Source organism: Desulfurobacteriaceae bacterium, assembly GCA_039832905.1.
Taxonomy (GTDB): domain Bacteria; phylum Aquificota; class Aquificia; order Desulfurobacteriales; family Desulfurobacteriaceae; genus Desulfurobacterium.
This window is the reverse complement of the sequence record JBDOLX010000037.1, coordinates 1-15,453: the sequence shown is the minus strand read 5'-3', so window position 1 is coordinate 15,453 and position 15,453 is coordinate 1. Positions and strand designations below refer to the sequence as shown.

Below are 15,453 nucleotides of genomic sequence, written 5' to 3'. Positions count from 1 at the left end.
CACACAAGAAGTTCAAGGCTGAAGTTTACATTCTCTCTAAGGAAGAAGGTGGAAGACATACACCATTCTTCAACGGATATCAGCCACAGTTCTACTTCAGAACAACAGACGTAACAGGAAAGGTTAAACTTCCTGAAGGCGTTGAAATGGTAATGCCTGGTGATAACGTTACTTTCGAAGTTGAACTCCTAAAGCCTGTTGCTATTGAAGAAGGTCTCAGATTCGCTATCCGTGAAGGTGGTAAAACTGTTGGTGCAGGCGTCGTTACTGAAATTCTAGACTAATTAGGAATCAACCTGTGCCCCTCTACGGGGCACTTTATAATAATCACTTTTTTAACGGGGAGAAAAAATGGCTAAGAAAGGACCTCGTACTAACATACAACTTGCTTGTACAGAGTGTAAAAGAAGAAATTACTCCACTACTAAAAATACAAGAAACACTCCAGATAGACTTGAACTTCGTAAATACTGCCCATGGTGCAATAAACACACCTTGCACAGAGAAGTAAAATAGTCTATATTATCTCCAGCAGAATTTGGTAGGCCAGTAGCCCAATTGGCAGGGCTCCGGACTCCAAATCCGGCGGTTGGGGGTTCGAGTCCCTCCTGGCCTGCCATTTATTTTTATTATTACCTATTGCCTTCATAACAAAAAACTCCTAAACTCAAAAATCCAAAAATTTAAAAAACTTTAAAATTTTTTATGCTTAAATGAAATTTTAGAGGTAAAAAATGTCTCCAATTGATTTTTTAAAAGAAGTTAAAGAGGAATTAAAAAGAGTTTCTTGGCCTTCAAAAGAGGAAGTAATAGAAGCAACGTTCGGAGTTATTATTTTTTGTGCCATAATTGCTGTTTACTTCTTTATATTGGATACAGGTCTTACAGAAGCTCTAAAAATGATAATAGAAAAATAAGGGGTAGATATGGAAGAGAAAAAGTGGTACTCCCTCCACGTTCAGTCGGGATTTGAACACAGGGTAAAGGCAAACATACTTAAAACTTTAAAGGAAGAAGGTCTTTTAGAAAAAGTAGAAGAAATTTTTATTCCTGCAATGGAAAAAGTTGTTTTTAAAGTAGCAGGTAAAGAAAAGGGGGCTATCCCTTTACACGGAGAACCAAGAATATACGAAGTAGAGGGGGAAGAAGGAAAGAAAGTTGTTTTTCGAATTGAGGATGGTAAGGTCTGGGTTGAATCTTGCGAGTGCGAAAAGAAAAAGTGTGAACCTGAAAAACCTATAGAGAAAATAGGTCAAAGAATAAAGTGCCCTGAAAACAAAGTTGAAGCAAAGATAGAACTAAGAGACAAACTTTATCCTGGTTACATCTTTATTAAGGCAGATCTTGACAAGAACCTTCAAAGCATAATAAGAAGGGTCCCAAGGGTTTTAGGATTTGTAAGTGCAGCTGGAAAGCCAGTTGTCGTTCCAGAATCGGAAATTAAAGCAATGCTTGAAAGACTTAAGAAGGGTATACCTAAGGTTAGAAAGCTCAAGTTTGACATTGGAGATAAAGTCAAGATTAAAGAAGGTCCATTTATTGGATTTGAAGGTGCAATTTCAGAGATTGACCCTGAGCGTGAAAAGATTATAGTTTTGGTTAACATTTTTGATAGGCAAACACCAGTAGAACTGGAATTTGATCAAGTCGAAAAAATAAGTTAATCTTGAGTGGAGGAAGTTATGGCAAAGAAAGTTGTAGCTGAAGTAAAGCTCCAGCTACCTGCAGGTGAAGCTTCTCCAGCACCACCTGTTGGTCCAGCTCTCGGTCAGCACGGTGTAAACATTATGGAGTTTGTAAAAGCTTTTAACGCCGCTACTGCAGACAAAAAAGGACTTGTTATCCCTGTTGTTATTACAATCTACGCAGACAGATCTTTCTCCTTCGTTCTAAAAACACCTCCAGCTTCCGTTCTCATCAAAAAGGCTGCTGGAATTGAAAAAGGTGCCCACCATCCAAAGAAAGAGTGGGTAGGACAGATTACAAGGGAACAGCTAAGACAGATTGCTGAACAAAAGATGCAAGACCTTAACTGCTACGACATTGAAACTGCAATGAAAATCATCGCTGGAACAGCTGAAAACATGGGAGTAAAGATTGTTGACTAACCAATCAACCGACCACCTAAAGGTGGGAGGCAAGAAAAAGCCGTTAAGGAGGTAGAGGATGCCAAAACACGGTAAAAAGTACATGAACGCTTTAGCGCTTGTTGACAGAAAGAAGCTTTATTCCCTTGATGAAGCAATTGCCCTTGTAAAGAAAATGGCAGACGTAACAAAAAGAAACTTTGATCAAACTGTCGAAATGGCTGTAAGGCTAAATGTTGATCCAAAGTACCAAGACCAAATGGTAAGGGGAAGTGTAGTTCTTCCTCACGGACTTGGAAAGGAAAGGAAGGTTGCAGTTATTGCTCAAGGTGAAAAGTTAAAAGAAGCTCAGGAAGCTGGAGCTGACTTTGTTGGCGGAGATGACCTTATTCAAAAGATCCAGCAAGGATGGCTTGACTTTGACGTTCTCATCGCTACACCAGATATGATGGCAAAAGTTGGTAGACTTGGTAGAATCCTCGGTCCAAGAGGACTTATGCCAAACCCAAAAACAGGAACAGTTACATTTGACTTAGCGAAAGCAATTAAGGAAGCGAAGAGCGGTAAGGTAGACTTCAAAGTAGAAAAAGCTGGTATTGTTCACGCTCCAATAGGAAAGGTATCTTTTGACGAACAGAAACTTCTTGAAAACGCAGTAGCTCTTCTAAAAGCTATTTTAGCTGCTAAACCTTCTGGAGCTAGAGGACAGTACGTAAAAAGCATTGCTGTTTCAGCGACAATGGATCCTGGAGTTAAGGTTGACATTTTCGATGCTATAAATAGAGCACAATCTGCCGAGTAATTCCTAGGCCCCCGTTTTTGGGGGTTGACAACTTTAAAAATTTGAATAGAATTTGGCTTGCGTTTTGGTGGTCGTAGAGGGTAGGTGCATAGCTTAAATGCCCAAAAAGGGCAGCCTACTTGAGACCGGAAGATGAAAAGTCTTCATATTCCCTTCCAGTCTATGCCCTCCCTCTACATCCCACCTTAAACCCATATAGGAGGTTGCTCCTTTGAAAACGAGAAAGGCTAAAGAACAAATAGTTAAGGAAATTAAAGAAAAATTTCAAAAGGCATCTCTTGTTATTCTTACAGATTTCCAGGGAATGACTGTTGCTGAAAGCAACAAGTTAAGAAGATCCTTAAGAGAAGCCGGTGCTGAATACAAAGTGGTTAAGAACACTCTTATGAGACACGCTTATCCTGGAACTCCAGTAGAACAAATTAAAGATGCTTTTGTTGGACCTACAGGAATTGTTTTTGCTTTTGATGACATTGTAGCAGCTGCAAAAGTTCTAAAAGAGTACTTTGAAGACAAAGAATCTAAGTTAAAGTTTAAAGCTGCTGTTGTTGAAGGTAAAGTAGCCGATGTTGAAATGATTAAGCAACTTGCTTCTCTACCTTCAAGAGAAGAACTACTTGGACAACTTGCATTTACGCTCAAGTATCCAGTCAACGCTATTGCTTGGTCTCTTGATAACCTATTTACAAAACTTGTTACTGTTCTTGAAAATGTTAAAGCTGAAAAGGAATCTGCTTAAATTTCAAGAAACTTTAAGGGAGGTTTAAAAGATGGCAGAAATCACAAAAGAGCAAATCATCGAAGCTATCAAGAACATGACAGTTCTTGAGCTTGTTGATCTCATCAACGCTATCAAGGAAGAGTTTGGCGTATCTGACATGCCAGTAGTTGCTGCTGGACCTGTTGCTGCTGCTGGAGCTGCTGCTGGAGCTGCTGCAGAAGAGAAGACAGAATTTGACGTTATCCTCAAGTCTCCAGGTGCTAAGAAGATCAACGTTATCAAAGTTGTAAGAGAAATCACAGGACTTGGCCTCAAGGAAGCTAAGGAACTTGTTGACGGAGCTCCAAAGCCAGTTAAGGAAGGAGTATCTAAGGAAGAAGCTGAAGAAATCAAGAAGAAGCTTGAAGAAGCTGGTGCTGAAGTAGAAATCAAGTAAGACTTGAAAACTTAGAAAGGTAGGAATATAATTTCTTTGCTCGGGAGACTGCCAATGGGGTAGTCTCCCTTCTCGTATTTTAACACAAAAAATTTCAGTAAGAAGAGGTCAAGAATGGGAAAAATCCAAAAAACAGCCTCATCCTCTCAAAAAGAAACTCTAAAATCCCTCCCAAGAAAAAGTTTTGCAAAGAAAAAAGAAACATTTCCAATTCCGGATCTCCTTCAATTTCCATTTGAATCTTATGAAAGATTTCTTCAATTAAACAAAGCACCAGATAAAAGAGAAAATGTAGGACTAGAATCTGCTTTTAGACAAGCATTCCCAATAATAGATGAACAAACAGGTGTTGAAATTCACTATAAAGGTTACGAAATAGGGGATTGGTACTGCAAGTGCGGAAAGTTTCAAGGACTCGGTGGAAAAGGAGTTGTTTGTCCAAAATGTGGAATGGAAGTTGTTTTCCGTCCAAAATACACTCCAGATGAATGTAAAGAAAGAGGAATTGACTATAGCGCTCCTCTAAGGGTTCTGTTTGAACTACATGTATGGCAAAAAGATCCAAAAACTGGAGAAAAAATAGCTCCAATTATTAAAGAAAACAAAATGTACTTTGGTGAAATTCCCCTTATGACAGAAAGGGGAACATTTATCATAAATGGAACAGAAAAAGTAGTTGTAAGCCAGCTTCATAGATCCCCGGGTCTCTTTTTCAAGAGTGAAGTATCAAAAACAACTCAAGTAGCAAGAATTATTGACATAGCAAGCATAATCCCTGCAATGGGATCATGGCTTGAGTTTGAAATTCCTCACAACGAAGTTTTCTACGCGAAAATAGATAGAAAGAGAAGATTTATTGGAACATACCTTCTAAGAGCATTTGGAATAAAAACAGATGAAGAAATTCTAAAAATCTTTTACGGTGATAATATAGAAACGTTTAGGGTAGAAAATGGAGAAATTGTAAACGTAGAAACTGGAGAAGTAAAAGCTTCTGAAGAACTAAATGGATATTACCTCGTTTCCGACATCATTGACCCAGAAACTGGAGAGGTTGTTCAGGAAAGTTACGAAGAACTTTCCACAAGTTCTAGAAAACTTCCAGAAGGAGCTGAATTTAAGGCTGTTAATACAAAAGCTACTCCTTACGGTGCAGTCATTGTAAATACATTAAGAAAGGAAAAGAAAGATAGAGTAAGAGAAAAGATAGAGGATCCTGTAGTAGCAGCTTACATAGAGATATTCAGAAAGGTTCGTCCTGGAGATACTACAACTGTAGAAGGTGCTAAAAGACTATTTGAAACCATGTTCTTCAGCTCCAAGAATTACGACCTTTCCCGTGTTGGTAGAGCTAAGATAAATGAAAAGATTTATCCAAAAGAAAAGCTTTCTCGTTTAACAAGGGAAGATTTAAAGTCTATAGAATGGTTACCTCCTCTTAGAGTTGCCGAAGATATCCAAAATAAAGACGGAGATATTGTAGTTCTAAAAGGAACTCTAATAACTTCCGAAGTAGCACTTAAGCTATCTTCTTTACCTATAGGCGAAATCCCTGTTGAACCTGATTACGATGACGCTGGAAGGATTCTACATAAAGCTGACATTATCGGTGCGGTAAAGGCACTTTTAGAAGTTCATGCAGGATTAAGGGAATACGACGATATAGATCACCTTGGAAACAGACGTGTTAGAGGTGTAGGTGAACTTGCTGAAATCGCCTTTAAATCTGGTCTCTTCAAACTAGAAAAAGCTATAAGGGAAAAACTTGCAGTTGCTGATATAGATTCTGTAATGCCACAAGATCTAATAAACCCAAGAACTGCTTTAAACCCTCTTAAGGAATTCTTTACACTTACATCTTTATGTCAATTTATGGATCAGACAAACCCACTTGCTGAAACAACCCACAAGAGACGTCTTTCTGCCCTTGGTCCAGGAGGTCTCACAAGGGAGAGAGCAGGTTTTGAGGTTCGTGACGTTCACCCATCCCACTATGGACGTATCTGTCCAATTGAAACTCCAGAAGGTCAAAACATTGGTCTTATCAACTCCCTAACAACTTACGGAAGAATTAACTGGCTTGGATTCCTTGAAACTCCTTACAGAAAAGTTGTTAACGGAAAAGTCACAGACGAAATCGTTTACATGACAGCAGACGAAGAAGAAAACTACGTAATTGCCCAAGCTAACGCTCCTGTTGATGAGAACGGCTACATTGCCGCCGATACCGTAATGGCAAGACATAAAGCCGAATTTAAGCTTGTAAAACGCGAAGAAGTCCAGTTTATGGACGTTTCACCAAAGCAGGTATTCTCTGTTTCTTCATCCTTAATTCCGTTCCTTGAACACGACGACGCTAACCGTGCCCTCATGGGTTCCAACATGCAACGTCAGGCAGTGCCTCTTATCAAAACTGAGGCACCTCTTGTTGGAACCGGAATGGAAAAAGAAGTAGCCCTTTACAGCCGTGCTGCAGTAGTAGCAAAACGTTCTGGAGTAGTTGAAAGCGTAACTGCTGACAAGATCATCATAAGAGTTGATCCAGATGAAATTGAAGAAGGCGGACTATCTGTAGATACAGGATTTGACGTTTACGAACTTAAGAAATTCCAAAAGTCTAACCAAAAGACCTGCATTAACCAAAGACCTATCGTTAGAAAGGGCGAAAGGGTTAAGAAAGGACAGATAATCGCTGATGGTCCTTCTATGGAAAATGGAGAACTTGCCCTTGGAAAGAACGTTCTTGTAGCATTTATGCCATGGCGCGGATACAACTTTGAGGACGCTATTTTAGTAAGTGAAAGACTTCTTAAAGATGACGTTTATACATCCATTCACATACAAGAGTTTGAATGTGAGGCAGTAGAAACAAAACTTGGTAGAGAGGAAATTACAAGGGACATTCCTAACGTTTCAGAATCTCTTCTTAGAAACCTTGATGAATCTGGAATTGTAAGAATTGGAACTTACGTTAAGCCTGGAGACATACTTGTTGGAAAGGTTACTCCGAAGGGAGAACAAGTTCTAACTCCAGAAGAAAAACTCTTACAGGCAATCTTTGGTGAAAAAGCAAAAGGTGTTAAAGATTCTTCTCTCTACGTTCCTCACGGTGTAGAAGGTGTTGTAATAGACGTCAAGATCCTCTCAAGAAAAGGTGAAAAGAAAGATCCAAGAACTCAGCTTATTGAAGCTGAAGAAAAGGCAAGACTTGAAAGAGAAAAGCAAGAAGAAATCGCTCTTATTAAGAAAGACAGAGACCGCAAGGCTGCTGAACTAATCTTAGGAAAGAAAGTAAGGGAAGACGTTTACGACGCAGAAGGAAACCTTGTTCTTGCAAGTGGAGAGACAATTACGGAAGACAAAGTAGAACAGATGGTCTTCTTTGCTCTTAGAAAACCTTCCATCATTGATGATGAGAAGACAGCTGAAGAACTCAAGAAGATAAGACTTAAAGCTGTTGATAAGATTGCCCTTGTTGAGAACATCTACGAAGAGAAGAAAGCTGCCCTTGAAATGGGGCATGACTTACCTGCTGGAGTTAACAAAAAGGTTAAAGTTTACATAGCAACTAAGCGTAAGCTTACCGTTGGTGACAAGATGTCAGGTCGCCACGGTAACAAGGGTGTTATCTCCCAAATTAGACCTGTTGAAGACATGCCATTCCTTGAAGATGGAACACCTATTGACATTGTTCTTAACCCACTCGGTGTTCCTTCCCGTATGAACGTTGGACAGATTTTAGAAGTTCACTTAGGACTTGCTGCTAAAGCTCTTGGAGAAAAGATAAACAAGCTCTTGAAGGAAAGCCTCCAAAAAGTTAGAGAAGAAATCAAAGCTATATACAATGATGAAAGAATTTCCAAACTTATAGACTCTCTTTCTGATGATGAACTAAGAGAAGTAGCTAAGAAACTCGCTAAAGGTATAAGATTTGAATCTCCTATCTTTAACGGTGCAAAGGAAGAAGAAATTAAAGACCTTCTAAAACGTGCAGGTCTTCCAGAAACCGGAAGGCTTAAAGTTTACGATGGTCTAACAGGAGAACCTTTTGACCAAGATGTAACCGTTGGTTATATGTACATGCTCAAACTCATCCACCTTGCTGATGACAAGATTCACGCCCGTTCTACAGGTCCATACTCTCTTATTACTCAACAGCCACTTGGGGGAAAGGCTCAGTTTGGTGGACAAAGATTTGGAGAAATGGAAGTTTGGGCACTTGAAGCATATGGAGCTGCTTACACACTCCAAGAGATGTTAACTGTTAAGTCTGACGACGTAGAGGGTAGATCAAGAGTTTACGAAGCCATAGTTAAAGGTAAATACTCCTTCGAACCAGGTCTTCCTGAGTCCTTTAACGTTCTCGTAAGGGAACTTAAAGCCCTTGCCCTTGATGTTAAGTTCATTAAGAACATTGAAGAGGAAGAATAATCCTTTCTTTGCCCCCTTCGGGGGGCTTCTAAACCCCTTAAGGAGGAACTCATAGTGAGTAAGAAAGAGATCGTTTTCTCTGAAGAGCCAAAAACTTTTGATTTTGATGCAATAGAGATTGGACTTGCGTCTCCTGAGAAGATTAGAGAATGGTCTTACGGAGAAGTAAAGCTACCAGAGACCCTTAACTATAGAACTTTAAAGCCGGAAAGAGATGGTCTTTTCTGCGCAAGAATATTCGGTCCAATTAGAGATTGGGAATGTCTCTGTGGAAAGTATAGAGGTTCTAAATACGCAGGAGTAGTTTGTGATAGATGTGGTGTTGAAGTAACTCTTTCTAAAGAAAGAAGAAAAAGATTTGGACACATTGAGCTTGCAGCTCCTTGTACCCACATTTGGTACGTTAAGTCTGTGCCAAGCAAAATTGGAGCTCTTCTTGGACTTTCTGTAAGAGAAGTTGAAAGAGTAGTTTACTTTGAAAGCTATATTGTCCTTGACCCAGGAGATGAAGAAGAAACAGGTCTTAAGAAGTTTCAAATTCTTACTGAAGAAGAATATAGAGAAAAGGTAGAAGAACTTGGTGAAGATGCTTTTGAAGTTGGTATTGGGGCTGCTGGTATAAAAGAAGCCCTAAAGCGCGTAGATCTTGAAGAACTTGCAGAAGAGCTTCGTGAAGAAATTAAGATGTACTCCGGTGAGATTAGCTCCATCAATGCAGACCTTCAAAAAAGATTACCCAACGTCTTTAAAGCTGCAGTAGACACCCTTTCTTACTATACAGGCCTTTCTGAAGATACAATCATTGGTATCGTTAAAAACGTTCTTGTTGTTATTACCGACCCTGGAGATTCTGGACTCGAAAAAGGACAGATTATTGACTATACAGAGTACAAGAAACTAAAAGAACAGTTCAGCATTCAAGCTGAAAGGGGCGGAAAAGCTTTAGATTGGTATGTTGAGTTTTTAGTTGAACAAGGAAAGATTCAAAGCAAGGAGCTTGTAAAAGAAGAAATAAGAAGAGCAGCAAGAAAAGATACAACAGAAGCTAAGCTTAAAAAGCTCGTAAGACGTCTAAAGATCGTTGAATCATTCCTTAATTCAAACAATAAACCTGAATGGATGGTTCTTGAAGTTCTTCCAGTTCTTCCACCAGAACTTCGTCCTCTTGTTCCACTTGAAGGTGGAAGGTTTGCTACATCAGATCTTAACGACCTTTATAGAAGAGTTATAAACAGAAACAACAGACTTAAGAGACTCATCGAGCTTGATGCTCCAGATATCATTATTAGAAACGAAAAGCGTATGCTCCAAGAAGCTGTTGACACTCTTATAGATAACGGAAGAAGAGGAAGACCTGTTAAGAGTTCTAAAGGACACCCATTAAAGTCACTATCAGATGTTTTAAGAGGTAAGCAAGGTAGATTTAGACAAAACCTTCTTGGAAAACGTGTCGACTACTCAGGACGTGCCGTTATTGTTATCGGTCCAGAACTAAAGATGCATCAGTGCGGTCTTCCAAAGGTAATGGCTCTTGAACTGTTCAAACCTTTCATCTATAGAAGACTTGAAGAGAAAGGATATGCCAACACTGTAAAACAAGCTAAGAAAATGGTTGAAAGGCAGGAGCCTGAAGTTTGGGAGTGCTTGGAAGAAGTGATTAAAGAACACCCTGTTCTTCTAAACCGTGCTCCAACACTTCACAGAGTATCTATCCAAGCGTTTGAACCGGTTCTTGTAGAAGGTAAAGCTATTCAGCTTCACCCTCTCGTATGTACCGCGTTCAACGCGGACTTCGACGGTGACCAAATGGCAGTTCACGTTCCACTTTCTTTAGAGGCTCAGCTTGAAGCTTACACATTGATGCTATCTACCCAGAACATCTTATCCCCTGCTCACGGAAAGCCACTTGCAGTTCCATCTCAAGACATGGTTCTTGGTCTTTACTACATGACTCTTGAAAAAGAAGGTGCCAAGGGAGAAGGAAAGGCATTTTCTTCAATAGATGAAGTCCTAAAAGCTTTAGACCTTGGAGAAGTTGATCTTCACGCTAAGATAAAGGTAAGAATTCCTGCCCATAAGAGTCCTTCTGGAAAACCTGAGGTTATAGAAACAACTGTTGGAAGAGTTAAGTTCAATACACTACTTCCTGAAAACTACCCATTTGTTAACAAAGTAATGACAAAGAAAGCAGTAGCAGAACTTATTGCTGATATTCATAAGAAACTTGGAAACGAAATCACTGTCGATATGCTTGACAGAATTAAAGAGGCTGGTTTCATCCAAGCTACTCTTGGCGGACTATCAATTGGAATTGATGACCTACACATTCCACCTTCTAAGAAAGAGTTAATTGAGAAAGCTAAAAAAGAAGTTGCAGAAATAGAGGAAGGATACAGGAAAGGTCTCCTTTCTAAGGATGAACGTTACAACAAGATAGTTGACATCTGGACAAGGATTACAGAACAAGTTACAAAAGACATGATGGATTACATGAAAAACCATGACCTCGATGGTCGTGGAAGACTTCCAAACGACGGAAGATTTAACCCTGTATTCATGATGCTACACTCCGGAGCCCGTGGTAACGTTACACAGATTAGACAGCTTGCCGGTATGCGTGGTCTTATGGCTAAACCTTCCGGTGAAATTATCGAAACACCTATTATTTCTAACTTCCGTGAAGGTCTAACAGTTCTTGAGTACTTTATCTCCACACACGGTGCGAGAAAGGGTCTTGCAGATACAGCTCTAAAGACTGCCGACGCTGGATACCTTACAAGAAGACTTGCAGACGTTGCCCAAGATGTAATTATCACCATGGAAGACTGTGGATGCGATGACGGAATTGAAGTATCTGCTTTAATTGAAGCTGGAGAAATTGTTATTCCACTTTCCAAGAGAATTGCTGGAAGATACGCAGCTGAAGACATCATTGATCCTCTAACAGGAGAAGTTCTTGTTAAGAAAGATGAAGAAATAAGCGATGAAATAGCCCAAAGAATTGAAGACCTTGGAATAGATAAGGTTAAAATTAGATCTGTTCTTACTTGCCGTGCTTCTTTTGGAGTATGTGCCAAGTGTTACGGTAGAGACCTTGCAAGAAGAAGACCTGTTCAGCTTGGAGAAGCTGTTGGTATCATAGCAGCTCAGTCCATCGGTGAACCAGGAACTCAGCTCACCATGCGTACCTTCCACATTGGTGGTATCGCTATGCGTGGAGCTGAGGCCTCCGAATATAGAGCCAAACATGATGGTATCGTGAAGATTTTTGACGTAAACACAATAGTAGACAGAAATGGAAATACTATTGTTATCAACAGAGCCGGGAAGATAGCGGTAGTTGATGAAAAGACAGGAAAACACCTTGAAAGATACGATCTCCCATACGCTGCTATTTTAAGAGTAAAAGACGGAGACAAAGTTCAGAAAGGCCAAATTCTGGCTGAATGGGATCCTCACGCAATCCCAATTCTCGCTTTAAAGAACGGAACAGTTAAATACAAGGACATTATTCCGGGAGTTACCATTTCCGAAAATGAACCGGTCGTTATAGAGTACAGAACCTTACCTTACGAGCCAACAGTTGAACTTCTTGACGATGAAGGAAACGTTATTGACTTCTACCCACTTCCTGTTGGTGCAAGAATAATGGTCAAAGAAGGACAGAAAGTTGAAATTGGTGAACAGATTGCAAGACTTCCAAGAAAGATCGGCGGTACAAAGGACATTACAGGTGGTCTTCCAAGAGTAGCGGAACTCTTTGAAGCAAGAAGACCCAAAGATACTGCGATTTTGGCTGAAATCAGCGGAAAGGTTTACATTGAAACCGACAAGAACAAGAAGATTATTACAATCCTCGATCCAGAAACCGGCGTAAAAAGAGAATACGAAGTTCCAAAAGGTAAGTACATCTATGTAAGAACCGGTGACTACGTTAAGGCTGGAGAACCTCTTACAGACGGACAGCTCAATCCACACGACATTCTTAACATCCTAGGAGAAAGAGCTGTAGCAAGATTCTTACTTGATGAAATACAGTCCGTTTACCGTGCACAAGGAGTTGACATTAACGACAAACACTTTGAAGTAATCATCAGAAAGATGCTTTCAAAAGTAAGAATTGAGGATGCAGGAGATAGCAACTTCTTGGTTGAAGAAATCGTTGATAGGGAAGAGTTTGAAAGAGTCAGAGACCAACTCTTTAGGGAAGGTAAGAGACCTCCTAAGGCAAGACCTGTTTTAACAGGTATTACAAAAGCTGCTCTCTCCACAGACTCCTTTATCTCTGCTGCATCCTTCCAAGAAACAACAAGAGTTCTTTCTGAAGCAGCTATTGCCGGTAAGCGTGATTACCTAAGAGGTCTCAAAGAAAACGTTATTATCGGAAGACTTATCCCTGCAGGAACCGGAAGGAAGGAATATAGAAAAGTATCTTGGGCTCCTTGCGAAAAAGCTACTGAAAACTAATACTTTAGATAATCTTGTGCTCAGCCCCGCCAGTGGCGGGGCTTTTTTATTTTCAAAACTATTCCAAAACTTTCTCAGGTATCTCAAGGATTGAAGAAATATCCAAAACAGCTTCAAAACCGTTTTTTTCAGCTTCTTTTACTCTTAATTCCTCTAACTTAACTCTTCTTACCTCTCCAGTTAGTCCAACCTCTCCAAAAAGAACAACTCTCTCTTTGACAGGTCTTTCAAGGTAGCTGGAAACTATTGCAGCAGCAATCGGTAAATCTACTGCAGGTTCATCTACCCTGATACCTCCTACAATATTCACAAAGACATCAAAGTTTCTCAAAGGATACCCAAGCTCCTTTTCAATTACAGCAACTATTATAGAGAGTCTGTTAACATCAATGCCTTTTGCCCTTCTTTGAGGAGTTGAAAAGGTAGCCCTAGTAACGAGTGCTTGAACCTCTAAAAGAAGAGGACGACTTCCTTCCATGCCAGCAAAAACGACAGTCCCCGGTTTCCCAACAGGTCTTTCCGAAAGGAAAAACTCAGAAGGATTTGGAACCTCTATAAGTCCTCTATCTGTCATTTCAAAGACAGCAAGTTCTCCGGTAGAACCAAATCTATTTTTTAAACTTTTGAATACCCTAAAGTTGTAGCCTCTATCCCCTTCAAACTGGAAAACACCGTCTACAATGTGCTCTAAAACCTTTGGTCCTGCAATATTCCCCTCTTTCGTAACATGTCCAACAATGAACGAAGTAATCTTTTTACTCTTTGAGATGTTTGTAATAAAAGCAGCACACTCCCTTACTTGTGACACTGAACCAGCGGCAGATTCAATGTAAGGGAGGTAAAAGGTTTGAATAGAATCAAAGATTGCAAAAGATGGTTCTACCTTTTCTATAAAATTCGCAATTTCTTCAAGGTTATTCTCTGCAAGAAGATAAATTTCATCTTGGGTAATTCCAAGCCTTTTTGCCCTTAAAGCTACCTGTTCTGGAGATTCTTCGGCTGTAATGTAGAGAACTTTCCCATATCTTGAGAACTTTTCAGAAAGCTGAAGTAAAAAGGTAGACTTACCAATTCCTGGCTCTCCCGAAAGAAGCATAACAGAGCCTTTAACTACCCCTCCACCAAGAACTCTATCAAACTCATTAATTCCAGAAAAGATTCTTTCTGCCTTTTCCTCTCCTACTTTGCTTAAAGGTAAAGGTTCTTTCCTTGTCGGTTTTACCCAAGAAGTTCTAATATTGGAAGGTTTTGAAAATTCAACTTCTTCAACAAAACTTCCCCAACTGCCACAATCTGGACACTTTCCCGCCCATTTAAAAGATTTAAATCCACAAGTTTGACAAACGTAAACTGTCTTTTTCTTCCCCATCCTTTAATCTCTAGAAGATAACTTTTGCTACTCTATAAACTGTGAAGGCTACAAGGTATGCAACGATAAGTTCCAAGACAACGGAAAAAATTACCCATCTCCAAGAACCGCTTTCCTGCTTTATAGCTGCAATAGTAGCAGCACAAGGAATATAAAGTAAAACAAAAAATAGATACGCAAGTGCGGCTTCAGGAGAAAGAACGTACTTTAAAGCTTCACCACTGTAAAGCGTTCCAAGAGTTCCAACTATTACCTCTTTTGCAACAGCTCCAAAAATGAGTGCAACTATTAGTTTCCAGTCTTCTATTCCTATTGGCTGAAAGAGGGGAAGAAGCATTTTCCCAACGTGACCTATTAAAGTGTTTTCTCCCGCGTAAGATTCGGTAGTCGGTAAAGAGGCCAAAGCCCAAATGAATACTGAAATGGCAAAAATAATAGTTCCAGCTTTATAGACAAAATCTTTAACTTCTAAGAAAGTCTGGTTAAAAACAACGTTCCAGGAGGGAAACTTATACCTTGGAAGTTCTATAAAGAAATCGTCTTTTGTCTTGTCTAAAAAGTGAGAAAGAATAAAAGCCAAAAGCAATGCAAGAGATATCCCTACAGCATAAAGAGTTAAAATAACAAGGGTTTGATACTCTTTGAAGAATAAGCTTGTTAGCAGTAAATAAACGGGGAGTCTCGCTCCACAAGAAATCCATGGAATTATCAGCATAGTAATAAGCCTTTGAGAAGAAGACCTCATCGCTTTTGTAGCGTAAATAGCAGGAACGTTACAGCCAAAACCTAAAATAATCGGTATTACTGAAGCTCCACTTAGTCCGAAGATTCTCATAAAGTTATCCCACAAAGCCGCTGCTCTTGCCATGTAGCCTGTGTCTTCCAAGACAGACATGAGAAGATAGAGAACACCAAGAACTGGTAAGAAAACAATAACAGATCCAACCCCCGCCAAAATACCATCGTTAATAAGGGATACAATACTTTTTGGCAAGAATGAAAAATTGGTAAGAACAAAACTTGGTAAAAACTCACTAAAAATTCTGTCAATAAATTCACTTATTGGTGAACTAAAAACAAAGGTTAGTTTAAAAACAAGTCCCATAATTAGGAAAAAAATGGGAATTCCTGGGAATGGAG

The 15,453-nt window shown here is 39.7% G+C and carries 12 protein-coding genes and 1 tRNA gene; 11 read left to right on the top strand and 2 right to left on the bottom strand.

The annotated features are described in order from the left end of the window. The 11 genes from tuf to rpoC form a co-directional block, all read left to right on the top strand. Positions 1 to 284 (top strand): elongation factor Tu (tuf, locus tag ABGX27_02925; protein MEO2068444.1); only part of this gene is annotated, 284 nt, incomplete at its 5' end. A gap of 67 nt (positions 285 to 351) precedes the next feature. Continuing rightward, positions 352 to 516: a 50S ribosomal protein L33 gene (gene rpmG, locus ABGX27_02920; GenBank protein ID MEO2068443.1), complete on the top strand. Its 165-nt coding sequence runs from the start codon at positions 352 to 354 to the stop codon at positions 514 to 516. Positions 517 to 543: 27 nt separating this feature from the next. Next, a tRNA-Trp gene (locus ABGX27_02915) sits at positions 544 to 619 on the top strand. 115 nt (positions 620 to 734) lie between these two features. Further along, a complete protein-coding gene (gene secE, locus ABGX27_02910) occupies positions 735 to 917 on the top strand; it encodes a preprotein translocase subunit SecE (protein MEO2068442.1) in 183 nt (60 codons plus the stop codon). Positions 918 to 926: 9 nt separating this feature from the next. Then, entirely contained in the window at positions 927 to 1,664 is a 738-nt protein-coding gene (gene nusG / locus ABGX27_02905) for a transcription termination/antitermination protein NusG (GenBank protein MEO2068441.1), read from the top strand. An 18-nt stretch (positions 1,665 to 1,682) separates the two neighbouring features. Next, positions 1,683 to 2,108 (top strand): 50S ribosomal protein L11, encoded by a 426-nt coding sequence (gene rplK, locus ABGX27_02900; GenBank protein MEO2068440.1) that lies wholly within the window; start codon positions 1,683 to 1,685, stop codon positions 2,106 to 2,108. 58 nt (positions 2,109 to 2,166) lie between these two features. After that, the gene (gene rplA, locus ABGX27_02895; protein MEO2068439.1) at positions 2,167 to 2,889 is read left to right on the top strand and encodes a 50S ribosomal protein L1; all 723 of its coding nucleotides are present in this window, start codon (positions 2,167 to 2,169) and stop codon (positions 2,887 to 2,889) included. Between the two features lie 211 nt (positions 2,890 to 3,100). Then, positions 3,101 to 3,628, top strand: a complete 528-nt coding sequence (gene rplJ, locus ABGX27_02890; protein MEO2068438.1) for a 50S ribosomal protein L10 — start codon at positions 3,101 to 3,103, stop codon at positions 3,626 to 3,628. Between the two features lie 40 nt (positions 3,629 to 3,668). Further along, positions 3,669 to 4,046 carry a 50S ribosomal protein L7/L12 gene (gene rplL / locus ABGX27_02885; protein ID MEO2068437.1) on the top strand — a complete coding sequence of 126 codons (378 nt, stop codon included), beginning with the start codon at positions 3,669 to 3,671 and terminating at the stop codon, positions 4,044 to 4,046. 114 nt (positions 4,047 to 4,160) lie between these two features. Further along, on the top strand, positions 4,161 to 8,477 hold the full coding sequence (gene rpoB / locus ABGX27_02880) for a DNA-directed RNA polymerase subunit beta (GenBank protein MEO2068436.1): 4,317 nt from the start codon (positions 4,161 to 4,163) through the stop codon (positions 8,475 to 8,477). A 54-nt stretch (positions 8,478 to 8,531) separates the two neighbouring features. Beyond that, positions 8,532 to 12,944: a DNA-directed RNA polymerase subunit beta' gene (gene rpoC, locus ABGX27_02875; GenBank protein ID MEO2068435.1), complete on the top strand. Its 4,413-nt coding sequence runs from the start codon at positions 8,532 to 8,534 to the stop codon at positions 12,942 to 12,944. 58 nt (positions 12,945 to 13,002) lie between these two features. Here rpoC and radA read toward each other — a convergent pair whose 3' ends face one another. Next, positions 13,003 to 14,313 (bottom strand): DNA repair protein RadA, encoded by a 1,311-nt coding sequence (gene radA, locus ABGX27_02870; GenBank protein ID MEO2068434.1) that lies wholly within the window; start codon positions 14,311 to 14,313, stop codon positions 13,003 to 13,005. A 10-nt stretch (positions 14,314 to 14,323) separates the two neighbouring features. Further along, a partial coding sequence (gene feoB, locus ABGX27_02865; GenBank protein MEO2068433.1) for a ferrous iron transport protein B occupies positions 14,324 to 15,453 on the bottom strand: 1,130 nt, incomplete at its 5' end.